The organism is Pseudoalteromonas sp. SCSIO 43101 (assembly GCF_023650775.1).
Lineage (GTDB): Bacteria > Pseudomonadota > Gammaproteobacteria > Enterobacterales > Alteromonadaceae > Pseudoalteromonas > Pseudoalteromonas apostichopi.
The window spans coordinates 402,146-427,111 of sequence record NZ_CP072674.1; the positions used below are offsets into that span (position 1 = coordinate 402,146).

The window sequence follows — 24,966 nt, forward strand, 5'->3', positions numbered from 1 at the left end:
TTGTCCCCAAGTCATTGACATCAAACTATGAAGCCATACACTTCACGCAAGATAAATCCATGGATTGAATATGAAAAAAGGTATTTCGCTAACCGTTTTTGCAGGGCTTTGTGCCTTTGGGACCTACCTGACATTAGATAAACCCACTCCCATCGCAGCTATAAGCAATAAAGTCTCAACATCTACTGGTACTGTAGCTGAACAAGAGAAAGCTACTAGCCTCTTTGAACCATCAAGCCAGCCAAATAGTAAAGCAACAAAGCTGGCTAAGCTCAAGCTAGCCAAACGCCAGTGTAAGCAACAAAGTTTAAAAGCCACTCAAGCAGCGGCTGATCATAGCCAAATCGAAGCTGCACTTAAACAAGCTCTAAAAGACGGTCAATCCCTTAAGGATATTTTAAGTTATTCAGAACTTGTCAAAATATCTTACCGTTCATTTGAGACTTTGCTTATTAATGCACTTAAAGAGAATGCTGAAGAACAATTTCAATATGCCGCATCAGTAAGTATCTTAAAAAGCTGGCAAGGGATTGAAATAATTGAGGCTTTTGATACTGATACAATCAACCAACTAACGGTAATTAATGGACCCCTTAGTCAAAATACTGGCTCAATGATGTTTAATGTTCCATTACCTGAGCAAGTAAACAAAACAGCACTGTACAAACTATTGGATAACAATGATGACTTTAATACCTATTTAAAAACACCGTTTAAAATCGGTCCATCACGACTCATTTCGCCATCTGTTTTGTTTCTTCTTAATGCTCATGCGCTTAGCTTAACTGAATTTGAAAACGCAATATCCAGCAAAGAGTTTACTGTTAACGACATTGCTGTCGCTTTAAAAAGCAACTTACCTAATGAGTATTTAACAGCACTGATCTCTCAAACTGCACAGCTAGGCGGCTCGCCTACAGCAATGAGTGATGACTTTATGGATGAACAACTGTATTTAAACCTTGCTGATGTAGCCGTTAGTGAATTTAATGTACCAATTTTAAAGTTATTAAGTGAGCGAGGTATTGAGCCAACTAATCAGCCAAATGTATTTACGGCGATGGATATTGCCATTGTAAACCTAAAAGGCAGTTCAAATAGCGAAGTGAAGCCACTAGAGAGCAAACACTTAGAAACACTAAGTTATCTAAAAAATAAAGGTTATCGAGCTCACGGCGAGCTTGTGCGCGACACACCAAACGATAAGCTACTGATGCTTAAATCTTCATTTTTACCGAGTAGTCTTTTATTCGTTGGCGACCAAGTTGCTAATGATGCTTTTACTGAGTTAAAAGATATAACGCTAATTCCAAGTAGCCAAGCATTTAAGCGTAAAGATAAAGATAACTCTGCAATATCTAAAGCACTCAGTGCATATGAGCTACATAAACAGCAAGCCAAAAAAATAACTCCTGAGTGTGAAACGATAGATCAGCGGATCAATTCACTTGAGGCAATAAAAACACGTTCTCAGGCACTCAAAGAAATAGAAAAGCTTGAAGTCCAGCAAAGTTCGCTGACACCCGACACCCTTCAGGCAATCGACCCTGTACAGGTTCATAATTGGCAATTTTTGCATTCGAATGAATATAAACATCAAACATCGATTCAGTATTTAGCCTTTAGGGAAGCGATTATTAAAAAAGACTTTAATACGGTAGCAACTATTACACAAACTGCAAAACTTAGTACCCATCAGACAAATATGTTGCTTGCAGCAACGATAGAAGATAGTCAACAATTGACGTCTATTTGGCAAAACAGAATAGATCCAACGCCACCAGAAACTCTTTATTCATTTACTGATTTACCATTAGCACAATGGCAAACATTAGCTGATAACGGCTTTGATTTTTCATTAAAAGACATGAAAAACAACGATATGTATTTTTATGCAAGTATGCATTCAAATGCAGCAGTTGAGTTTTTAATAAGCCTTGCAGTTGCGCATGATTTTTCTAAACCTGGGCTTGATATCCTTGACCAAGCACTTGAGCAAAGTTACAACACGCAAACCCTCGCTGACTATATGCCAAGTGCATTAAAACTAGTTAGCCAATATGAGCCTAATCACTTTCGTCGTGCTAAGCGACTTAAAGTGTTTACGCCTAATGTCTATAAAGAGCTTATTAAACTTGAGCCAAAGCTTGCCCCTAAGGATGGCACTCAAATGAATCACTACCAGTACAGCCCTTATTAAGCTCCCCTTTACCTATTCGAGCCGTAAATTAACCTATCTGTTTACGGCTCAGCCGCGTATAATACGCACTTTTTGTGGGGCGCAAAAAATTGAATATTATTACGCTAAGCGTTTTATCGCTTGCAATGTCGACTGATGCTTTTGCAGCTTCAATCACTAAAGGCAGTACGCTTAAAAATCCTCGCGTTTTAAGTGCAATCAAGCTTGGTTTATTGTTTGGCTGTATCGAAGCCATTGCACCGATTGTTGGCTGGCTGATTGGCAGTGCCGGTGCTGATTACGTTGAAGCGTTTGATCACTGGATTGCCTTTGTGCTGTTAGTGGGTCTAGGCATTCATATGTTACTTGAAAGTCGTAAAGATGACGATAATGAAGAGGAACTTGCTCCTAATAGTAAGCGCTCTTTTATTGCTACTGTGTTAACCGCCGTTGGTACCAGTATAGATGCGATGACAGTCGGTATCAGCCTTGCTTTCATGAAAGTAAATATTTACTTAGCTGCCGCCATGATAGGCCTAGCAACCACAATTATGGTTACCATAGGCGCACTACTTGGTAACGTAATGAGTGGCTGGGTTGGCAAAAAAGCCGAAGCAATCGGCGGTGTTGCACTTATCTTTATCGGCTGTGGCATCCTTTACAGCCACACCATGGCTTAACCTAATAGCTTATCAAACTCTTCTTTGGGCATGGGCTTATGAAAATAGTACCCCTGCCCAAACTCACAGCCTAAGTCGATTAAACTATTTAAATGCTGTTTTTCTTCAATACCTTCAGCCACTATTTGTAAATTCAAAGTATGCGCTAAGCTGGTGATCGTTCTAACAATGTCCATACTTTGCGTATCATTGAGCATATCTCTCACAAAAGATTGATCTATTTTGAGTACATCGACAGGAAAAAGCTTTAGATAAGACAAACTTGAATAACCCGTACCAAAGTCATCTATAGCAATAGTTAACCCCAAGTCAGCGAGCTTATTAAGCATGACTTTTATTTCATCAAAATCATGCATCAACGCGCTTTCGGTTACTTCAAGCTCTAACAGTTCACTGGCAAGCCCCGCTTGTTCAATGGTGTCAGCAACTAGATTACAAAAATTACCATCGGTAAACTGTTTTGCAGCAATGTTTACGGCAACCTTGATTTTATGCCCTTTATCGGCCCACTCTTTAGCCGCTTTACAGCTTTGCTTAAGCACCGATTTACCCAAGGCATGAATAAGTCCGGTTTCTTCAGCAAGGGGTATAAAATCCAGTGGTGAAATAAGCTTATTGTCGTTATCTCGAAGTCGTACTAAAGCTTCGACCCCCATGATCTTCCGGGTTGCGAGCTCTAGTTTCGGCTGATAAAACACCTCTATTTTATCTTGCTCAATAGCATTTCTTAACAGCTTTTCAACGCTTTGACCCTGCTTAAATTGATACTCTAAGTCATCGGAGTAATAGCAAAAACGGTTACGTCCCTGCTCTTTAGCACGGTACATTGCTGCATCTGCATGAGTCATCATCTCTTCTGCTTGAGTGGAGTCCGCAGGGTTAACACTCACACCCACACTAACCGATAAAGTATACTCTTGGCTATCAATACGAAATGGCTCATTCATGGTGTTAATAATATCGCTGGCAATGGCATCAACTACAGAGGCGCTCTTTACATCGGGTAATAAGATTACAAATTCATCACCACCAATTCTTGCCAATGTCGTATTAAGATCAATTAAAGACTCAAGCCGCTTTGCAACATCTTTTATGATTAAGTCACCTTGGTGATGCCCTAAAGTGTCGTTTAAGTACTTAAAGTGGTCGATATCAATCAGCATTAACGCTACATTCTTATTCATGCTACTTGCAACCTTACAAGCATGAGTGACCCTGTCGTGTAATAACACCCGATTAGGCAAATCTGTTAGCAAGTCATGATTTGCTAAATGACTCATTTTCACAGCCATCGCGATTGATTCACTGACATCATGAAACACAATAATACCGCCGATAATGTTACCCTCAACATCACGTATTGGCGCAGCTGAATCTTCGACCCTATAAACTCGCCCATCAAGCCCAGTTAATTGACTATTTAACGCCATAGCAACTATACGCTGCTCTTTTAAAGCAACAGATATAGGATTGACGAGTGTTTTGTTCGATGTTGCATCAACGAGCTTCATTACCTCTTCAATATGGCGCCCTTTTGCCTCTTCAACGTGCCAACCTGTTAATCGCTCAGCAATGGGGTTCATAAAGTTAATAATTGCATTATTATCCGTAGCAATTACGGCATCACCAATAGAATTAAGCATAACCCGTAAGCGTTCAGATTCATTCGATAACAGTTTTTTTGTATGAGTAATTGAAGTGATGTCCGAAAGAGTAAGAATAACACCTACAACTTCATGCTCTTTTATTCTTAAATTTATTTGCGCTCGAACATATTCAATTCTATTGCGAGGGCTGGGCAACTGAATATTTAAAACTTCTTGCTCAATTCCTTCAGTTAAGCAGCGATGAAAAGCCTAATATAATTCATCGGGTAATACATCTTTGGCGAAACAACCTAACATTTGCTCGCTGCTTTTTGAAAACCAATGGGCGGTTTCATCATTACTAAAGAGGTTTTCCTCTGTATTTGACCAGTAAGATATATACACAGGTACTTGCGCAACGAGTGTCGAAATATCATTTTTTGCAGCCAGTATTTGTGCTTCTTGGTGTTTAAGCTTTAATTGATTTTGCACTCTGAGCCGGCAAATATTTAAATCAACGGGTTTATGAATAAGATCAATTCCGCCGCTTGCAAAACTCTGATATTCAAAAATTTGCTCATTATGAGAGGTGACAAAAATCACATGACTTTGTACGGTTTTAGGGTTGTTTTTAAGCTTTTGACATACTTCAAAGCCATTCATGCCGGGCATTTCAATGTCGAGCAAAATCACATCGGGCTGAAAGAAAGCGGCTTTTTCAATGGCTTGAGCGCCATTATCACAACAAACAATTTCACCAAGATCGCTCAGCGACTCCGCCATTATTAATAAACTAGTTGGCTCATCATCAACAACAAGCACTTTGTTGTGTGAATTATTATGATGAGAAAAAAGCATATCCATCGCCCTCAGAATCTATACCTAAAAAAACTCTAGTCCTATCTCACCAGTCTCGCCAAAAAAAATAACTTTTTTTAAATTATTAAGTTGTAGAAAATCCCAGAATCCAGTCTATGCTTTATTCATCGCGTGGAGGGAATAGTTTGCAACCGGTAGCTAGTCGCACAGATTTAAAGCTAAATGATTCTGTTATTTTGATTGTTGATGATGAACCAATTAATACAACCGTAATAGAAAGTTTGCTCGCGCCCTTCTATAAAACGCACACCACAGATTGCGGTGAAAACGTGCTGCACCTGTGCGAAACCCTAAAACCTGATTTAATACTGCTTGACGTGATGCTTGGCTCCATGAGCGGTCTAGATGTTTGCATGCTATTAAAAAAACACTCCCAGTACAACGATATTCCGGTGATTTTTATCACCGCCATTATGGATCAAGATGACCAAAATAGGTGCTGGCAAGCAGGCGCCGTCGATTTTGTATCAAAACCGGTTTATGGCGCCACATTACTTAATCGCGTAAAAGCACATTTGACCTTAAAAAAACAAGCCGACTTACTCAAAAGTCTTTGTGAGCACGACAGCCTAACAGGTTTAAACAATCGACGATTTTTACAAAACACCCTTGATCAAAACATTCGTTTAGCCGTCAGAAACGATAATGCCCTTTCAGTATTAATGCTCGATATTGATTACTTTAAACAATACAACGACTCTTTTGGTCATCAACAAGGTGACGAATGCCTAAAACGTGTTGCTGATGAAATCAAAAAAAGTGTTAACCGCCCAACCGATACTACTATTCGTTATGGCGGTGAAGAATTTTTATGTGTATTGCCAGACACCGATATTCAAGGGGCACAATTTATTGCTCATAAGCTTTTGGCAAACATTCGTGAACTAAATATTGAACACCCACATGCAACCTCTGGAGTACTCTCTATTAGTATTGGTAGCGCAACATTTCCTGGGCATGAAGCCATCGACACTGACGAGCTAATTCGCTGTGCCGACAAAGCGCTCTATCAAGCCAAGCATCAAGGGAGAAACCGCTGTGTTTGCATACTTGCTGAACCCAGTTTTAGTTTTTAAGCTAAACCAAACCTTACTGTCGACTCACGTTTTCGGTATGGAGGGCTAAACCATGGATTACGAAGTATTACACCAGAAAAAAGCAACAACCTCTGAAGGACGCTTTTTAGTGCCATTAGCGATTGCTTTTATCGGCGCCATTATGTGCTCAGCAATCTTCTTTTTCGAGCTACAACTTCATAAAAATATTAATAACAGTGTTGCTGAACGACTGAGAGAATCAAGCGCTACCGCAGATGTGCAGATAAATGAGAGTATTAATAAATACAAAAACGATTTACAGTTTTTATACTCCACCCCACCCATAGCAGGGCTTGCAAGAGCCGCTGCGAACGATGGCAATGATCCGCTAGATAGCACCACCTCAAAGCAATGGAAAAAACGTTTAGAAACGATATTTGTCGCGTTTTTACAATCCAACGCAGAATTCGAGCAATTACGTATCATCAGTACGCAACAAGCAGGACAAGAACTGATCAGAGTAGACAGAGCTGCCGGTGGCATAGTTGTAAAAGCTGATAATCAGTTACAGGATAAAAGTGGCCGTGACTATTATCAGCAAAGTTCGCAATTGTCACTGGGTGATATGTATTTATCAGCAATAACACTCAACCGTGAATATGGAAAGCTCGACTATCCTTATAAACCTATGCTACGTATTGCCTTACCCATTTTTAATGAAAATATGCAGCGCTATGGGCTGATTATTGCAAACATTAACACCTCTCACCTATTTGCATCTCTTAATGCGATGGTACAAGCACCAAACTCATTGATCCTAACAGACAGCGAAGGCTACTTTTTAGTACACCCAAATGAAGACTTACGCTTTAGCCGCGACTTAGCGCCAAACAAACGTTGGGACTCAGTGTATAAATCTGAACCCGCCTATCTAGAAAATATACTCAGCATTAGCTCTAACCTTGCAAGCGGACAACAATACGAAGCATTAAGTAAACGCATTCCATTTACTGGAGATTTAGAAACAGGGTTTATAGATGCCCACATTATGCTTCCTCATTCTGAAATAAATGCGATGGAACGCGAACAGAGGATCAGCACTTATGCATTTTTGTTAGGCGTATCTGCTTTTTTGGTGTTTGTACTTGGATTTTTGCATCGAAATTTAAAGCGTAACCGCGAGCTTGCCGAGGCAAGAGCGGTATCTTCAGCCATTATTAGCGGCTCAAAAGATGCCATTATTGCAATAAGTGATATAGGTCTGGTGTCTAGTTGGAATAAAGCAGCCACTGAATTGTTTGGTTTTCAACGTGAACAAGTCTTAGGGGCAGATATAAACAAACTGAATCTATTTCCAAATATTAACATTAAAGAGGTATGTAACGAGGTTAAAAGCCGACGAAAGCAACATGAAATTGAAGTCGACTATCAGCAAAGCAATCAACACACGACTCATTTAGCACTCGCTTTTTCAGCTATCTTTGATGAACATCATCAACACAACGGCACAGCCATCCTCATTCGCGACACTACCGTTGAAAAGCAAGCGAGCGACAAAATTAAGCAAATAAATAACGAACTCGAAATTAAAGTCGCACAAAGAACTGCCCAGCTAGAAAAAGCCAGCCAAGTTAAAAGCGCTTTTATATCAAATATCAGTCATGAGATGCGAACACCACTAAACGGTGTTATTGGCACACTCAATTTAATAAAACGAGAGTCACTAAGTAATCAACAACAGCATTATTTAGAAATGACAGAGGTAAGCGTTAATAGCTTGAACGTACTTATTAACGACATTCTTGATTTATCAAAAATTGAGGCTGGCAAACTCGACTTGGACAAAAAAGCGTTTAACCCTATTAAGTTTTTTGAAAGCTTAAGTGGCAGCATGGCTGTTAAAGCACAAGAGAAAAACCTTGAATTTATTTTAGATATTGCCGATGTTGAGTACAGCTCGATTGTTACAGACCCTCATCGCTACTCACAAGTGATTACCAATTTAATTAATAACGCAATTAAATTTACTAAAACGGGCTTTATAAAATTTACCGCCACAAGCAAACGACTTAGCGATGATAACGTTGAGCTATGCTGCACAATTCAAGATACCGGAATTGGTATTGCGCCTGAAAACCAAAATAAATTGTTTAGTGCTTTTACCCAAGCCGATAATAGTGTTGCTTCACAATATGGCGGCACTGGACTTGGTTTATCAATATGTAAGCAACTAGCTAGTTTGTTAAATGGACAAATTTCCTTTGAATCAACTGAGGGGAAAGGCAGTACTTTCACATTTACCATTCAGTTAGACAGCCAAAATGTAGAAAAACGCCAACCAAGCAGCCGCTTAAAAGACAGCGTGTTTGCTGTGTCAGTTAAACAACCAGAGCTTGAACGAAGCTTAACAAAACTAATCTCTCATTGCGGTGGACAGCTCACGAATGTTGACCTAGAAAGCTTTGAGGTAAGCGATAACATGCCCTTTGATACGCTAATTTTAGAGCCTGGCAATCCGTTACTCGCAAAACTTGATAGCTTTACTGAAAATACCTATGACCATAGCCTGCCCTTTAAATTAGTGGTGCTTATAAACCCAACCGAACCACCACCGCAAGCTAAATTCTGCACCTTTATGCGCTTATCTAAACCTGTGCTTATCTCTGAGTTTTTACTTAAACTAGCTGATGAACGACTCATACAAGAGCAGCCTGCTCAAGACACAACACCACTTCGTCGCGAGACTGATACGCAAATTCACATAGATGTTGATATTGCAGGCGCAAAAGTGCTCATTGTTGATGATAACGATATTAATGCTGCAGTTGCCAAAGGCACATTAATGAGCTTGGCACTGCGCTTTGAAATGGCGTCGAATGGTCAGCAAGCCATTGAAATATTAGCAAGTGCACCTGAAGACGACCCATTTAACTGCGTGTTAATGGACTGCCAAATGCCTGTGTTAAATGGCTATGATGCTGCGGCACAAATACGCAAAGGGGCTGGTGGAGAGTACCATAGCGAGATCCCAATTATTGCCATGACAGCCAATGCCATGCTCGGTGAGCGTAAAAAGTGCTTAAATGCAGGTATGAGCGATTACATCACAAAACCAATCAGTGCCGATAAGCTCATCACCACTACGGCGAAATGGGTTGCATCAACGTACCCTAAACATCATACAGCGCCAAAAACGATTGCCGTGCCTGAGGTAAATCAGTCGCCCGCTATACTGCAAGAAGAGTTAATCGATGAAGAAAAACAGCATTGGAATCGCGAAGCTGCCCTCGGTCGTTTGATGAATAACGAGGTGCTATTAAACAAAGTGAGTAAAATGTTTTTAGAAAGCTCACATAAAAAAATAACGCTGCTAACACAAGCAATCAAAGACAAAGACTACCATGCGATTGCAACCACCAGCCATGCGCTTAAAGGAACCTGCGGCGATGTGGGCGCAGCCAAATTGCACCTGCACTTTACTGAACTAGAGGTACTGGCCGCAAGTAAGGGCAATACGCTAAAAGATATTCAACTTAAGCTACTCGAAATCGAAAAAGACTACGAGATTTTGTTAGAAATTTTACAAAAGCATACCGTAGCCAGGGTCGGCTAATTATATTAATAGCAAATAAATGGGCTTTGAAAATCAAAGCCCATTTTTCATTAAAGCGCCGCATATTTGTCTTCTAATTTTCATAAAGTGGGAGTATGTTTATACAAACCACTAAAGGAATGACGCTATGACCGCTAAAACGCTGATTTTCAACTTTGATGGCACAGGCAGCGAGCCTCGTGATGCTGAACAATTCAGCGCTGCACACTTCAAAGAAGACGCCAGTATTTCTAATATTCTTAAACTTCATTTACTTTTTGGTGGCGCACTCAATAGCGAACCCGAAACACCATTTCCAACCCAACTTAGCTTTTATTATCAGGGCATAGGCACCCAAGGTAGCCGCTTTCGACGTTTATTCAATCAAGCCCTTGCACCAAGAGGTGATGATGTTGCCAGCATTTTAAATCGTGCAATGAGCGACTTTAAGAGCTACTACACTGTGGGTGATAAAATACTTCTGACTGGTTTTAGCCGGGGTGCTGCACTGGCAAGGCGCTTTGCCAAATGTTTAGAGCCACTTATTAGTGATGATGTTTACTTATGTGTATTTGATACCGTTGCATCAATTGGTTTTTCAAAGGTAACAAAAGCAACCCGCGGTGCTGAGCATGTCATTTTTGAAAACTACACGCTAGCAAATAATGTTAAAGCAGCCCTTCATTGCGTTGCTCTCGATGAAAAGCGCCGTGCATTTGAACCGACACTTATAAATAAAGCACCGCACGTTCAAGAGATCTGGTTTGCGGGCGCTCATTCAGATGTTGGCGGCGGATACTATCGAGATGGTTTAGCCGACATTTGTCTTCGATATGCGATTGAGTGGCTTATTGAACAAACCGTAACGCTAAACCTGCTCACCAGCGCAGATATCAATTACAACACCTTATTACCTGAAGAGCACAGTAACCTCATCGCCCAAGATGATGTGACCGTTACCCCTGATCCGCTGGCACTTAGTCATCAGCAAAATTATTTTTGGTTTAACCCCCTGTTTAAACTAGTAGACCGCGAATGCTGTGTTCTGGTTGATAACGAACAAAGCACGTTCGCGCCAACCATTCATTACACCGTCGCAGAGCGCATTAACCGCCTAACAAGCTATCGTCCAGAGTCGTTAAAAAGCCTTCACTACGATGTGCTATACAATGATGAAACGCGCTTAAATTTTAAGGGATTAAGCCCGCATATTGCGCTTGATAAGCAAAATATGACGGTGCTGAGTATTGATGAGAGTAAAGATGTATTTGTGTATGGTGCCGAAAAGTACAACCACACAGGCTTAATGTTGGAGCAAGGCGGTACTTATCGCTTCACCCCTTACCCTGAGCAAACCTGGTATGACGATGGTATTAGCTGCGGTCCAGCAGGCTGGCATCGAGATAATATCCAACTTGGTGTAAAAGAAATTCCAATGGCCGTGCTAGAGCCATTTAGACGTTTACCACACGCACAATGGTTTGCACTGATTGGCGCTATCGATAACAACGACGATCACTTATTTGAGATTGCTGAGGGTGCCGATATTCGTATTACTAAATCTGGCGAATTTTGCCCTTTTGCCAACGACCTAAACCGCTTTTATGGGGCGAATGCGGGGCGGATTAAACTGCGCGTTACTCGTTTGGGTTAATTACTTAATTACATACCGAGCGGTAATTTCGATTATCGCTTGCTGATTTTTTAGAATAGCAGAATCAATAGCGGCTCTTTCTTCTGCTGACAAGTTAATTTCATTAAGCATTAGATGAACACTGTCATTGTGGACAATATAAGGGTAGATTTCGATACCCCGCAGTTTATTTTTTTGAATTAAATATAAACCGGCTAATTCATCATCAACAAAAAAATCGACTCGCCTAGCAACTAGCATAGCGAGGCGCTGGCGTAAGGACGCCACAGTAACGAGTTGTTCTTTGTATTTAGCTTGTTGAGCTAACTGAGTAAATTCTGGGCCATAATAACTACCGCTATTAGTCAAAATTACTTGCTGATGATCAAGCAGCCCTTGTAAGTCTAGAGCGTCTAAACGGTTATGGGGATACCAAAACAACCGCATCACCTCATTACGGTAAGGCTCTGAAAAGAAGCTAAATGAATCACGCTCTTTGCTATAGCTAGCAGCTGGCAACACATCAATTTTACCATGTTTTAGCTCAGCAAAACCGCGCTTTGAAGACGGCATAATAACGAATTTAGCACAAAAGCCCGCATCCTTTAGTATTAGGTTTACTATATCAATATCAATGCCAGTCAGCTGATCATTTTGGGTAAATGCATAAGGCGCCCATTGCTGACTAATGCCTACCTTTAAGGTTTTCTCACAACTAAAAGCAGAAGCACTTATTAAAGCAGTAAGAATTAATAACAGCACTTTTAAAACCATCAACGATGAAATGGTCTCCTCCCTTTCGGCATCGCAATGTGCCAAACTTGGAATTGAACGATTCAAGTAATAAAGCGAGGAGACCGAGATGAATATTACAACAGTTGGATTAGATTTAGCAAAGAATGTGAGTCATGTGGTTTGCTGTAATCAAGTAGGTAAAATTGTTAAGAAAAAAATCCTGAGAAGAAAAGAAATACTGAATTATTTTGCTCAACTAGATGATTGCCTAGTTGGAGTCGAGTCATGTGCCAGTGCACATTACTGGGCAAGAGAACTCGAAAAACTGGGGCATCGGGTAAAACAAATAGCGCCTCAACACGTAAAGGCTTATGTCAGAGGTAACAAAACAGATTTTAATGATGCATTAGCCATAGCCGAAGCTGTTGTGCGACCAGAAATGCGTTTTGTTAGAACAAAAACCCAAACCCAACAAGATATTCAATCGCTGCATGTACTACGCAAGAAATGTGAGCGAGACAGAACAGCGAATAGTAATGAAATACGAGGCTTATTGTATGAGTATGGGATTGTCATTCCATTGGGAGTACATAATGTTTATAAGGCCTTGCCTGAGTTATACGATAGAGAAGCAAATAATGGGTTGAGTGAGTTGTTCAAGGAATTATTGGAACAACACTATAAAAAGTTGTCAGAGCTTAAAGCGCACCTGGATGTTTATACTCAAAAAATCCATGACTTAAGTAAAGATGATGCCTGTGTTCGATTACAGAGTATTCCGGGTATTGGCCCATTGATTGCCAGTGCGTTTTATCAACATGTGGGCAATGGCAGTGAATTTAACAATGGACGAGCGGTATCAGCTTCCATAGGTTTAGTTCCGAGGCAACATAGTTCCGGCGGTAAACAAAATTTACTGGGTATCAGTAAACGGGGCGATGGGTATTTAAGAACCTTATTGATACACGGTGCCAGAGCCGTTATGCGAGTCAGTGCGAACAAAGATACGCCACTGGCAAAATGGATAAAGCGAATAGAGCAAACGCGAGGCAGGAACAAAGCTGCGGTTGCGCTTGCCAATAAGTTAGCTCGCGTTGGTTGGGCGATATTAAAACACGGCGGTCGTTACAACGATGATTTGGTAACGGCTTAACAATGAATAACGAGTTCACTTCAGAGGATTGCTGAATAAACATCAAGTGATGACAAACAGGTAAAACCGACATATCGAAAACCTGATAGGGCGTGTGAGTTTGATAAACTCGTGTCAACGATAAGGACGATATGTGCGAAGTTCATCGAGGCTCGAAACCAAAGTGTTTCAATTAAGAAGCCGGATATACGAACGCAAACCTATCCCTGTCAAAACTCATTGTTTATTCTTGCAATGTTGGAGGAGACCATATACAAGCTCTAGGTCATCCCAAGTAAGCACTTGAGTCGCACTATCAAAGCCCGGTTTTGTTAAATAAAACTGCCAAAAACTCGGGTTATGCGGCGTACTCGCTAAAAAGCGCACTAAAATATCGCCATTTGCATTAGGAATAACCTCACTGCGTTGCCAATGCGCTGAAGGTAAATCCATACCGCGTTTTTCTGGGTCGCCTGCTGCACATAGTCGGCCATCAGGTACACTTAGTTTAACTGCCGCAAGGTTTGTGTAATCAATGGTATTAGCCGAAAATTCAATGTCTTGCACAAACTGCACATGCCCTGCTTCAACAAACGCTGCTCGACAAGCAAGATTAGGAATACCCGTGCCATCAGCAGGCCACCAGTACCCGCCATCAGCATTACAAAATGCTTGGCGTGCCTTTGGGCTTTCTAAGAATCCGTGGGCATTCACATGGCTTGATGCACAGGCAATCAGCATGCTGGTTGCCACTGCCGATAAAGACAATGCCTTTGATTTCATTACTTTCATTGTTGTTCTCGCTGTAGAAATGCGGAGCAAAGTCCTTGCTCCGCTTAGTTGGTTAAAGCGTGCAACTCACCGTCCAGTCAGCAGATGTGCCTGGCTCTGTGCTCGTCCACCACTTTGCTTCGTAAATCACGTTGTTGTGATACATTAGGTCGCCGCCAACAGCATGGCTTGGATTACCAGCCCAATCAGTTTGCGGCCAATTTGGATACACAGGGATGCTCGCTACATCAACACCATTACAGCTTCCCTCGCCACCCGTACCACCACCGGTGTCACCGCCAGTATCACCACTGCCGGCAGTGCCATCCGGTAGCATTAGGTATTCGTATTTGAAGGCGTAGGTTTTGCCATTTTTCTCAATAGTGAAGTTAGTTGGCCCTGTAATTGGCATGTAGTACATAACTTGTGCTTCAACGGTTTCACCTGTGTTAAATGACTTTTCGATACCGCCCCACTCATTCACTAAAGTGATTGAAAAACGATGGAACTCATTTTCAAAGCCGCCGATATTATCGCCAGCCGCATTAGAGCCATTCGCTTCAACAGCCATACCGAGCTTTTCTTGTGCATTCCAATTTGATTTGAAAATCGCAGAGGTAGAAACGGGCACATCAAAGCTGATTTTCGCGCCGCTTAAGTCGATATCTGAGTTATTGGTGAATGCGAATGTAGGTGCAATTGGGTAGTTATCATCACCAATTGGGAAGTCTTTCACTACAAAGCTTACGTCAACAGCTTCGCTAGGAATGGTGAAATCGACATTGCCTTGATGCGTGTTATAAGCCACACCACTTTGGTTAAATTTATCGTAAGCAAGTGTTGTTAAGCTTGAGCCCATGAAGTACTCACCTTTCGCTGAGTCATAATCATAGTCACCGGCAAGCTCCCAGAACATGATGCCACCAAGGCCATTGTTGATAACATAATCAACTTTGGTTGCCATTGATTGCTCATCTTCGATTGATAAGAATACCTTTTTCTCTGCATTCCAAAGCCATGGAGCAACAGCTACATCATCGTAGAAACGTGTATAAGTTCCTGTTAATACATCGTCTGCATCGGTTTCTGGCGTTAGGCCATAGATTTCAAGGTAAGAAGGGTTAATGCCATTTTCGAGATTTTTCGCATGCCATAGTGGGTTCGAACCTGCTGGCATTTCTTCACCAACATCGTTCTTATCGTGCCATAGGTTATCTATGCCAAGTGCACCATTACCGCATTGGTTTTTCTCACCAACGCCAGTCCCTTTCGCACATTTTGATTGATCTGGCAGCGCTGCTTGGCCCCATAAACCATTAGTACCGCCCGACACATCTTTAAAGCCACGGGTGTAATATGGAATACCAATATTGATCCGACCTGCAGAGACCGCACCGCGGAAGTAACGCACAGCCCAATCCGTATTTAAGTAGCCAATACCTTCAAACTCAGCGGTGGTATAAACGCCCCATTGCGCTAATTCAGAATCAAGACCGGTATCAAACAAGGCTGCGTTATGGCCTACATGTGAATTCCATGCACCATGTAAGTCATAAGACATGATGTTAACGTAATCGAGATACTTCACGCTTTGGAATGTTTCCATACCACGTAATAAGTATCCTGAAGATGGCGAAGCAATCGTTAACAAGTAATGCTTACCAGCCTTTTCACCTGCAATATCAAGTTCTTCACGTAGTTTTTGCATCAATACACGATAAGAGGCATTAAGACCTGCGCGACGTGCATTAGAGATAGGAAAATCATCAGGGTGGCCTGAGTCATTCATTGACGATGGGTATTCGTAATCAATATCGACACCATCAAAACCGTAGGTTTCAATAAACTCAACAGCACTTTTCGCAAAGGCATCAATCCCCGCTTGGTTCACTGAGCCATCGGCATTAGTTGTCATCGTGTAGAAACCACCGCTATTTACGCGAGTACCGTCTGCACCAAAATAACCACCGGTTTCAGCCCAACCACCTACAGAGATTAAGGTTTTTACATCTGGGTGTTGTTTTTTAAATTTATTGAGTAAGTTAAAGTGACCTGTGTAACTAAAACTTGGATCCATTTCAGCGCCGGTAACGCCCGGCCAAGTCATGTTTGTCGCTGGGTTGCCAGCTGCATTTGGATCACCTATCGATACTTTGTTATTGCCATCAACATGCGCAAAGGCATAGTTAATATGGGTGATCTTGTCCCATGGAATATCATTAACTAAGTAACTTGGCTGACCATTGGCACCATTTCGCCAACTAGTAAAGTAACCAATAACACGGCGTGGGTGATCTGCGCCCATTTTCTCACGGCCATTTGCATCATATACGCTACAGTATGGGGTATTCACACCTGGGGTTTGATATAAGCCTTGCGGTTTACAATCTGTACCTGGTTCTGTTGCTTCAACAACATTAACAACTTTACTTTGTGTCCCCGTCGCGCCTTCGTTATCGGTCACCGTTAAGGTAAATGAAAATTGCCCAACTGCAGGTGCCTGCCAGGTATAACTTGAAGAAGCAGCACTTGCTTGATGAACTTCGGTGCTGTTTTCAGTTAACGATAACGCAGTTACTTGGCCATCGTTATCAGTGCCAGAAAGCGCAAACACCACACTGTCACCCACCGTTACTTGCGATGGCAGTGAGCTAAATTCAATGCTCGCCACCGGCGATTGGTTAACTGGCTCAACGTCATCAGACACACTCACTGAATGTGCAACGGCTGCAGAGGTTAGGCCTAAATCATCCGTTGCGACCGCACTAATCACATGACTGCCTTGGGTTGCTTGCCAGCTCGCTGAGTAAGGTGTGCTTGTCACAACACCCAGCGATGTTCCATCAACAAAAAACTCTACACTTGCCACGCTACCATCAGGATCAGCGGCAACCGCACTTATGACAACGCTGTCACTAATGGTAAATAAAGAACCCTCTGCGGGTGTTAAGCTGCTAATTTGAGGCGCTTGATTCTCATTGACAACGCTGTCACAAACACCCAATAAACGCCACTCTTGATCGACACCAGAAGTCTCCACAGGATTAGTTTGCGTCCACCACTTGGCTTCATAAGCGCTACCTTGTGCCTGAACCTGATCACCACCAACATGTGTTTGCCCTTGTTGCCACACTTCTAAGTTGCTGCAATCAATCGCAGCGTGTGCTGTAAAGCCATATAAACCCAGTGACAGTGCACTCAGTTTAAAAGCATTTTTTATTAATTTATGCGAGCTCATTCGCTCCCTCCGCCCAAAGTTTTATAACATTTATTTTACAAATCCAACTTTAAAGTAACACAAAGTGGTAGTTCGTCAAGTCCAAATCTACCTATAACAGGTAAAATAAACGCACTTTTTGGTGTATGATTTAGTTAGAACCACTAAAAAAGAATTAATTATTTTTATCAAAAAGCAAAAACGAGAATGATTCTACCGAGTAAAAATGAACATAAAATTAACAATAATTTAACCATGGAAAGCGCGGTACTTCTAGCTTGTATAAAAAACAAGCAACGCTTGTGTGAGGGTAGGCGAAAATAATTATCGTATCGATTATAGGTATATAACGAATAAATTAGTTTTCAGGTAAAAATTTCTATAAAAATTGAGTGAAAGTTATTCTTAACACAAATTTTAGTCGTAAAAAAAGCAAACACTCAGTGTTTGCTTTTCACAAAAATCCTATTTGATCACAACTTAATTAAGCAGCGATTAAATAGGACTCTCGTCCTGCATGTTTTGCCTTACGTTGATATGCACCTTTACCTTTTTTAGGTTTCTCTACTTTTGCGGTGAACAGCTTAGATGTCACCATTGCGGCGTACACATTATCGTTAATTACACCACGACCTGTATCAACTTGGCCTTGTGTGCGTTGTTTCTTTTTGCTCATTTTTTGCTCCTATTTAAAGTGTTGCGAGTATATACCTACCTAAGCGCTACGCAAGCGGTTTTTAAGAAAAAAACGATGATTTCCCCACTTATTTTGTCTTAAGCGCTTTTACTAAACACCATGCCTTGGGCGTTGTTTCCTAAAAGTTTGAACTATCTTGCCAGCCTGTGATCAGATCATCTATATCCTACTAGCCCGTGCAACAACAATGAGCAAAATCACAAACTGGTCTCACTATAATCAAGCCCTCGTTAACCGCGGTAATATTCGCTTCTGGTTTGACGAAAAAGCAACGCGTCATTGGTATAACGAATGTACTCACGGTGGGCGTGGCCGCTCTAATCATTTCTCTGATCTTGCTATTGAAACTTGCTTAACACTCAAAGCTGTCTTTGGCTTGTCGTTCAGGGCACTACAAGGGTTCACACAATCGGTATTATCTTTGATGAAGCTTCCGCTTGAAGCCCCAACCTACAGTTGTCTGTGTAAGCGCAGTGCTGAGTTGAATATTAAATTTCGCAGTAAAGTCCGCACCACTGGATTTGTAGATATTGTAGTTGATAGCACAGGACTTAAGGTGTTTGGCGAAGGTGAATGGCATGCACAGAAGCACCACGTAAAGGCAAGAAAAAAGTGGCGAAAACTGCACCTTGCGGTGGATGCCAACACGCATGATATTGTGGGGGCGCAAATGACGCTCAGTAACGTCACCGACGGCGAGACCCTCCAAGATTTGATAAGACCATTACGCCGGCGTATAGATAGAGTGAGCGCTGATGGTGCTTATGATAGCCGCCGCTGCTATGCAGAAATTACTGAAAAAGGCGCGATACCTGCTATCCCGCCGAGAGAGAATGCACGGCTGTGGACTGATAAGCATCCACGCAATGAGGCTGTCATGTTGTGCAATAAGTTAGGAATCGCACAATGGAAAAAGCTCAGTGGATATCATGTGCGCTCATTAGCAGAAACAGCGATGTACCGTTTTAAACAGTTGATGGGGGCTAAGCTAAATGCGCGTGATTACAATCGCCAGCTGGTTGAAGCGATGATCAAAGTGAAGGCGCTAAATAAGATCAACACCCTTGGTCTGCCTAAATATCAGTAAGTTAAGTGAGTTTGTTAGAGAGCTGTATTTGATCAACAAGGCCCATGCCTTGTTGTCATTTTTCTGACTAAATTCGTATTTTGATTGCATTCACTACCTAACTGCTGGCAAAACTAGCGAAAACAATCATAGTTAATTAAAAACAAACAGGATTACGATGACTGACTTTCTCCTAATAGCCTATATTTTCCTTATTGCAGGCATTATTGCCGTGCCTATCGCCAGCAAGTTTGGGCTTGGCTCAGTGCTTGGCTACTTACTCGCGGGTATTATTATTGGGCCAACACTGACATTTTTAAATGTTGATGTGATTGCCATCCAGCATTTTGCTGAGTTTGGTGTGGTAATGATGCTGTTTATTGTTGGCTTAGAGCTTGAGCCCAAAGCGCTTTGGTCAATGCGAAAACAGCTTATTGGTCTTGGTGGCGGACAGGTGGTTTTATCAGCCGCAGCCTTTACTGGTATTAGTTTAGCATTTGGTCATGCTTGGCAATCGGCACTCACAATAGGTTTAATTTTATCGCTCTCATCTACCGCAATTGTACTGCAAACGCTTTCAGAGCGCGGGCTATTAAAATCAGATGGTGGCCAAGCCTCATTTAGCGTATTACTCACCCAAGATATAGCTGTTATTCCTATGCTGGCGTTTATTCCATTGCTAGCTTTGCCAGAATTAGCACCCGTCATGGCAGATACAGCCCATGCAAGCGAAGACGGTCATGCTGGCTTAAGCTTAGTGGCGGGCCTTGAGAGCTGGCAAGCAGCACTGGTTACTTTAGGTATGATAGCGCTCGTCATTTTTGGTGGTAACTATTTAACCGCCCCCATTTTTAGATTTGTAGCACAAGCACGGCTTCGTGAACTATTTACCGCAACGGCTTTATTCTTTGTTATTGGTATCGCTTTGATGATGTCATTAGTTGGCTTATCACCTGCGCTTGGTACCTTTTTGGCAGGTGTAGTGCTTGCAAATTCACCTTATAAACATGAGCTCGAAAGTAATATCGATCCCTTCAAAGGGCTATTACTTGGATTATTCTTTATAACCGTTGGCGCGAGTATCAACTTTCAATTACTCGCAGATAACCTTACCACCATAATGCTACTAACCGGCGCACTGATTGTAACTAAAACAGTTGTGCTATTAATTTTAGGTCGTATTTTTGGTCTTAGAGGCGCCTCACTTTGGTTGCTAGCACTGGGGCTTGCACAAGCTGGTGAGTTTGGTTTTGTACTACTGGCTTACAGTGTGTCTAATAATGTTTTAGCCACAGCCGTTGCCGCCCAACTATTACTGGTTGTTACTTTATCCATGCTGCTTTCGCCAGGCTTATTTATTCTCTATCAACGTGTGATAGCACCACGCTTTATTTATGAACAGGCCAAGCAAAATGAAGAGGAATTTCCTGATGATAGTCATGTAGTCATTGCCGGCTCAGGAAGGATCGGAGGTCTTGTTGATCGTATATTACAAGCTGGCGGCTATAAAACCACTGTGATTGATTACAACTACAAGCAACTCGAAGCGCTAGAGCGTGTCGGTATTCGTAACTTTTTTGGTGATGCAACTCGACCTGACCTACTAAGTGCAGCAGGCATTGAAGGTGCTAAATTGCTGGTTGTCGCACTTGATGATGCAGAGCAAATAACTAAATTAGTCCGCTATGCTATGCAAAATTATCCGCATTTACATGTAGTTGCCCGCGCAGTTGATCGCCACCATGTTTACGATTTATGGGCTTACGGCTGTCGCGATATTATCCGCGAAACATATGACAGTACACTGCGCATGGGTCGCTCTTCCTTTGAGGCACTGGGTATTGAGCGAGAAAAAGCCCAAGAAATGATCAATATCTTCAGTGAGTTTGATAAAGAAATGCTACGCGAAGCCGCCGATGTCTACGAAATCGGCGTACCATTCGAAGAAAACCATGCCTATATCGAACGTATCAATAAAATATTCGATGAAAAAGAACCCGAAATAAAACATCAAATGCGCGAGATTTGCGAACGAGTTACAAGTAACTAGGTGCGAGGTTAGAGGGGCTAGGGACAAGGTACTAGGAGCTAGGTGTTAGGTGTTAGGTGTTAGGTGTTAGGTTCGAGAGTAAACGCGATATGAAATCGCTACTACAAATTTGATATCGTTTGTAGGAATGGCTTCAGCCATGAACTCTCAAACACCACACAAATGTAAAACGATTTGACGTAGCGCCATGCAAGCATAACGCCTACGTAGCAGTAGCTTTATGCCGCGACATTGGTGAGGAAGACCTGCTGACTTGAGATATGAGGTGTGAGATGCGAGAATAAACGCGATATGAAATCGCTACTACAAATTTAATGTCGTTTGTAGGAATGGCTTCAGCCATGAACTCTCAAACACCACACAAATGTAAAACGATTGGACGTAGGCGTGAAACTTGTTTCGCGCGCCATGCAAGCATAACGCCTACGTAGCAGCGGTTTTATTCCGCGACATTGGTGAGGAAGACCTGCTGACTTGAGATATGAGGTGTGAGATGCGAGAGGAAACGCGATATAAAATCGCTGCTACAAACTCGTTTCTCGTAACTTACCGAAATATAAGGTATTAAATAATGTAATAAGGAGTATTACAGTATGGAAACGCTTAATAAAAAGGAAAAGCTGCTATCTATTTTGTTCGGATTGGCAGCAATTATTAATTTAACTGTCGGTGTTAATTCGCTTATATTACAAAGTCTAAACTGGTTCGAATTCATTAGTTGTCTAGCAATTTCACTTATAATTTTAGCGGGTAGCTTAAACCCAAAGCTATTCTTTAAATCGCTAAAAAAATTATTTTCACCACACTTCACTTTAGAGCCAATAATAAACTCGACTGTCTACTACACAATTATAGTTGCAGGTTGGATTTTGTTATTTGGAAGCATTCTACTAGACAGATTTTGGAGTGTTTAAATGCAGGTGGAAACCCAAAAAAGTGCGAGAGAAACGCGATATAAAATCGCTGCTACCGGAGTTTTTCAAGTTAGTTGTCGCCTCAAGTTAAATTTTATGCCGCCCGCATTTCTTCTTTTTTCTCAGGGTTTAAATTTACTTCATTTATCATTGACCAGTCTCGTGACTTTCCTGACCAACGACTTGGGTTATTCAATTTAGCTGCGTCGTTTACCTGCTGACGCTTAGCTAATATTTCTTTATCTAAACCTGAATGACGTTGGTTTGGCGTCACAAATTTTATACCACTGTGTAGGTGCTCATTATTGTACCAATCAACGAACCCACTTACCCATTCTCTTGCTGCGCTTATATCTTCAAATGCCTTTTCTGGGTATTCTGGGCGATACTTTAACGTTTTAAATAACGACTCAGAGTATGGATTGTCATTACTTACTGACGGTCGACTAAATGATGGCACAATCCCTAACTCCTGTAATGTTGCCAGTAATGTCGCGCCTTTCATTGGGCTACCATTATCTGAGTGCAACGTGACTTGCTCGCGCTTTATTTGCTCCCGACTGCAAATATCCTTCATTAAATCTGCGGCTAATTCACTTAACTGTGTGTCGTAAACCTGCCAGCCAACAACCTTTCGACTAAAAATGTCCATCACTAAATATAAGTATAAAAATTGCCCTTTTACGCTCGTTGGTAAATAGGTGATATCCCAAGTGTATACTTCATTTGCACGCACTGCTTTCAATGCTCTTGGCTTTTTCATCGGCTTAGCTGGCTTTACTTTTTCTCTATGCGTTAATAAGTTATGTGCCTTCATGACACGATAAAACGAACTTTCAGACGCTATCCATATGCCCTTATCAAGCAGCTTAGGGACTATTTTACTGGCCGGTAAATGCCCATATTCGGCTGAATTAACCGTATTAATAATGCGCTGCCGCTCTAACTCTGTGAGACGGTTTGGCGGCTGTTTTTTCGTACTCGTCCGTTTGTCAGTCATATCGTCTGCTTCAATCCATCGCTGAACGGTTCTTAGTGTCAGTCCAAGTAACTCACATGCCTTTTCTTTCCTTGCCCCTGAAGCCTGTGCGTTTGTGATAAGCGTTATTAATTCATGTCGCTCAGTCGCTGTTGTTAATCGTCCTCGTTGAAACCCCAAAGTGCATCCGCTTTTTTTTTGAGCACAAGCAGAGCGGCAGTTTCAGCTAAGGCCTTATCTTTGCGATTCAGTTCTTTTTGCAGTTGCTTTATTTCTTGCTTAAGCTGTTTACTGTCTGACTTTACTGTTTTATTTGAAGGTGGTGTTACTAAGTCTTTCTTCCATTGCTGAATATGATGCGGATAAAGCCCTATATTACGGCAGTATTCATTTATGGCGGCTTCATCTAAACTTCCACACTCAATGACCGCGTTGAGCCTTTCTTCTAAACTCCAGTCTTGTGGTCGTTTTTCTGCTGTCATTTGGCTACCCGTCTGGTGTATTTCAAGTTGATGCTTTTTTGCCAGTGCTATCCAACGTTGTAACGTTGAATAACCGACACCTAAATCATCTGCAATATCTTCTAAGCGAACATCATCACATTGAGATAATGCTTTTTCAACAGCTTGAACTTTAAATTCTTGTGTAAATTGACGTCTCATTTTATTTGCCTCTGCTAAATGTTAGAGGCGACAACTATCCTGACACAGGGGGCTACAGACTCGTATCTCGCATCTCTTGTCTCATGTCTCGTATCGCACCTCGAAACACGCAAACTTTCCCCTTTACTCTCGCAAACTTCCCCTCTTTCCCCTCAATAACTATTTCAAAGCTTTACAGCCAATCGATTTGGATAGAAAAAGTCTTTACTATCAATGCATTTTATTTTGCTTATGTCTGTGTGCAATGGGTTGATTAAAAAATTGTATTCGTCAGGACATATGCTAGAAGGAACTTGAAGTACGGCTGCGTCCATCGATGCTAGCCAATCAGAACCTAACGCTTGCGTCTCTGTAATGTAGGGGTGATCATCCCATGCTTTTGGAAGTTCGCTAGCTACTAGCCTAATAATCTTGAGATCATCAGGGATTTGAATCGTTGTAATACTCAGGTTTGTACTTAAAATATCCGTTGTGTCATTCACTAATCGCTCAAGCATTGCTAAAGAGCGTGAACTTGCCGTATACACAATAGGTTTACCAACAAAATGCCACCGTCCTTGTGCATACAAACCACCCAGCCCAGATAACGCGTTAGCTAGATCATTATGTACTTTGGGTGCTATTCGGTAGCAAATCATTAAGCGGTAAACCCGTACTCAAGCCCTAGTATCACGCGTTTAATAAGCTCACGACCGCGGATTGTATGGATCACCGACTTTGGCTCTTGATTAGCAAATTGAATATTAGGGGTGCTAAGCCATTCGTTCCAGCGTTTAACATCACCAAAATAAGCAATCCCTTGTGACGAAATACGTGCCACTTCTAACGCATTTTCACTCAACTTGGCATTCAACCGCTTTCGGTCTTTACTATATCTTTCGAGTGTACGCATAGTGGTACCGATTGAGGCTGCTAAGCTATTAGCGTCCCAATTTAGCTCTTTAGCGAGTGATTTAATCGCACTGACTGTCACGCCTTGTGTTGCAACACTTATTTCATCAAGAGTATTTGAATTGATAGTCACTCGACCATCAGTCACCACACCTAAATAATCAGTTTCAACAGCATTCATTTTCCACCTCGCCAAAAAGACAACTGTCACTTATTATAGCGACAAATGTCGGATACTACAATTAAGCAAAAAAATAGCGCCTTGA

16 protein-coding genes and 1 pseudogene are annotated in these 24,966 nt (G+C 41.7%); 8 read left to right on the top strand and 9 right to left on the bottom strand.

What is annotated here, in order from left to right:
- The first annotated feature begins 70 nt into the window (after positions 1 to 70).
- On the top strand, positions 71 to 2,200 hold the full coding sequence (locus J8Z25_RS18890; protein ID WP_250662378.1) for a hypothetical protein: 2,130 nt from the start codon (positions 71 to 73) through the stop codon (positions 2,198 to 2,200).
- 89 nt (positions 2,201 to 2,289) lie between these two features.
- Positions 2,290 to 2,859, top strand: a complete 570-nt coding sequence (locus tag J8Z25_RS18895) for a manganese efflux pump MntP (RefSeq protein WP_130052927.1) — start codon at positions 2,290 to 2,292, stop codon at positions 2,857 to 2,859.
- Here J8Z25_RS18895 and J8Z25_RS18900 read toward each other — a convergent pair.
- Together J8Z25_RS18900 and J8Z25_RS18905 are read right to left on the bottom strand one after the other, a co-directional pair.
- On the bottom strand, positions 2,856 to 4,661 hold the full coding sequence (locus tag J8Z25_RS18900) for a putative bifunctional diguanylate cyclase/phosphodiesterase (RefSeq protein WP_284693417.1): 1,806 nt from the start codon (positions 4,659 to 4,661) through the stop codon (positions 2,856 to 2,858). The genes J8Z25_RS18895 and J8Z25_RS18900 overlap by 4 nt on opposite strands.
- 54 nt (positions 4,662 to 4,715) lie before the next feature.
- On the bottom strand, positions 4,716 to 5,303 hold the full coding sequence (locus J8Z25_RS18905) for a response regulator (RefSeq protein WP_250662380.1): 588 nt from the start codon (positions 5,301 to 5,303) through the stop codon (positions 4,716 to 4,718).
- 146 nt (positions 5,304 to 5,449) lie between these two features.
- Here J8Z25_RS18905 and J8Z25_RS18910 point away from each other — a divergent pair, with 146 nt between their 5' ends.
- The 3 genes from J8Z25_RS18910 (at position 5,450) to J8Z25_RS18920 (ending at position 11,607) form a co-directional block, all read left to right on the top strand.
- Entirely contained in the window at positions 5,450 to 6,400 is a 951-nt protein-coding gene (locus J8Z25_RS18910) for a GGDEF domain-containing response regulator (protein ID WP_250662381.1), read from the top strand.
- Between the two features lie 52 nt (positions 6,401 to 6,452).
- A complete protein-coding gene (locus J8Z25_RS18915; protein ID WP_250662382.1) occupies positions 6,453 to 9,974 on the top strand; it encodes an ATP-binding protein in 3,522 nt (1,173 codons plus the stop codon).
- 127 nt (positions 9,975 to 10,101) lie between these two features.
- Positions 10,102 to 11,607, top strand: a complete 1,506-nt coding sequence (locus J8Z25_RS18920; RefSeq protein ID WP_250662383.1) for a phospholipase effector Tle1 domain-containing protein — start codon at positions 10,102 to 10,104, stop codon at positions 11,605 to 11,607.
- Here the strand turns inward: J8Z25_RS18920 and J8Z25_RS18925 are convergent, their stop codons facing one another.
- Positions 11,608 to 12,348, bottom strand: coding sequence for a substrate-binding periplasmic protein (locus tag J8Z25_RS18925; protein ID WP_250662384.1), 741 nt, complete (start codon positions 12,346 to 12,348; stop codon positions 11,608 to 11,610).
- A 100-nt stretch (positions 12,349 to 12,448) separates the two neighbouring features.
- Between J8Z25_RS18925 and J8Z25_RS18930 the strand changes: the two genes are divergently transcribed.
- Entirely contained in the window at positions 12,449 to 13,474 is a 1,026-nt protein-coding gene (locus tag J8Z25_RS18930; protein ID WP_250659740.1) for an IS110 family RNA-guided transposase, read from the top strand.
- Between the two features lie 252 nt (positions 13,475 to 13,726).
- Here J8Z25_RS18930 and J8Z25_RS18935 read toward each other — a convergent pair.
- The 3 genes and pseudogenes from J8Z25_RS18935 to arfA all read right to left on the bottom strand — a co-directional run.
- A pseudogene (locus tag J8Z25_RS18935) lies at positions 13,727 to 14,245 on the bottom strand (lytic polysaccharide monooxygenase auxiliary activity family 9 protein); the annotation flags it as partial.
- Positions 14,246 to 14,297: 52 nt separating this feature from the next.
- The gene (locus tag J8Z25_RS18940; protein WP_250662053.1) at positions 14,298 to 17,462 is read right to left on the bottom strand and encodes a glycosyl hydrolase family 18 protein; all 3,165 of its coding nucleotides are present in this window, start codon (positions 17,460 to 17,462) and stop codon (positions 14,298 to 14,300) included.
- Positions 17,463 to 17,925: 463 nt separating this feature from the next.
- Entirely contained in the window at positions 17,926 to 18,117 is a 192-nt protein-coding gene (gene arfA, locus J8Z25_RS18945; protein ID WP_054563243.1) for an alternative ribosome rescue factor ArfA, read from the bottom strand.
- Positions 18,118 to 18,325: 208 nt separating this feature from the next.
- Between arfA and J8Z25_RS18950 the strand changes: the two genes are divergently transcribed.
- Both J8Z25_RS18950 and J8Z25_RS18955 read left to right on the top strand, forming a co-directional pair.
- Positions 18,326 to 19,225 (top strand): IS5 family transposase, encoded by a 900-nt coding sequence (locus J8Z25_RS18950; protein WP_250661049.1) that lies wholly within the window; start codon positions 18,326 to 18,328, stop codon positions 19,223 to 19,225.
- 157 nt (positions 19,226 to 19,382) lie between these two features.
- Entirely contained in the window at positions 19,383 to 21,254 is a 1,872-nt protein-coding gene (locus J8Z25_RS18955) for a monovalent cation:proton antiporter-2 (CPA2) family protein (RefSeq protein WP_250662054.1), read from the top strand.
- Positions 21,255 to 22,262: 1,008 nt separating this feature from the next.
- On the opposite strand, the gene J8Z25_RS18960 is transcribed toward J8Z25_RS18955, so the two are convergent.
- From J8Z25_RS18960 to J8Z25_RS18970, 3 genes are all read right to left on the bottom strand, one after another.
- Positions 22,263 to 23,809, bottom strand: a protein-coding gene (locus tag J8Z25_RS18960) for an IS3 family transposase (RefSeq protein ID WP_250661090.1) whose coding sequence is annotated in 2 segments (ribosomal slippage) — positions 22,263 to 23,329 and positions 23,329 to 23,809 — 1,548 coding nt in all. Because the reading frame shifts where the segments join, the coding sequence is not laid out codon by codon here.
- A 164-nt stretch (positions 23,810 to 23,973) separates the two neighbouring features.
- The gene (locus J8Z25_RS18965; protein WP_250662055.1) at positions 23,974 to 24,447 is read right to left on the bottom strand and encodes an RES family NAD+ phosphorylase; all 474 of its coding nucleotides are present in this window, start codon (positions 24,445 to 24,447) and stop codon (positions 23,974 to 23,976) included.
- Positions 24,447 to 24,881, bottom strand: coding sequence for an Xre family toxin-antitoxin system antitoxin (locus J8Z25_RS18970; protein WP_119853251.1), 435 nt, complete (start codon positions 24,879 to 24,881; stop codon positions 24,447 to 24,449). Before J8Z25_RS18970 ends, J8Z25_RS18965 begins: the two co-directional genes overlap by 1 nt.
- Positions 24,882 to 24,966: the final 85 nt, after the last annotated feature.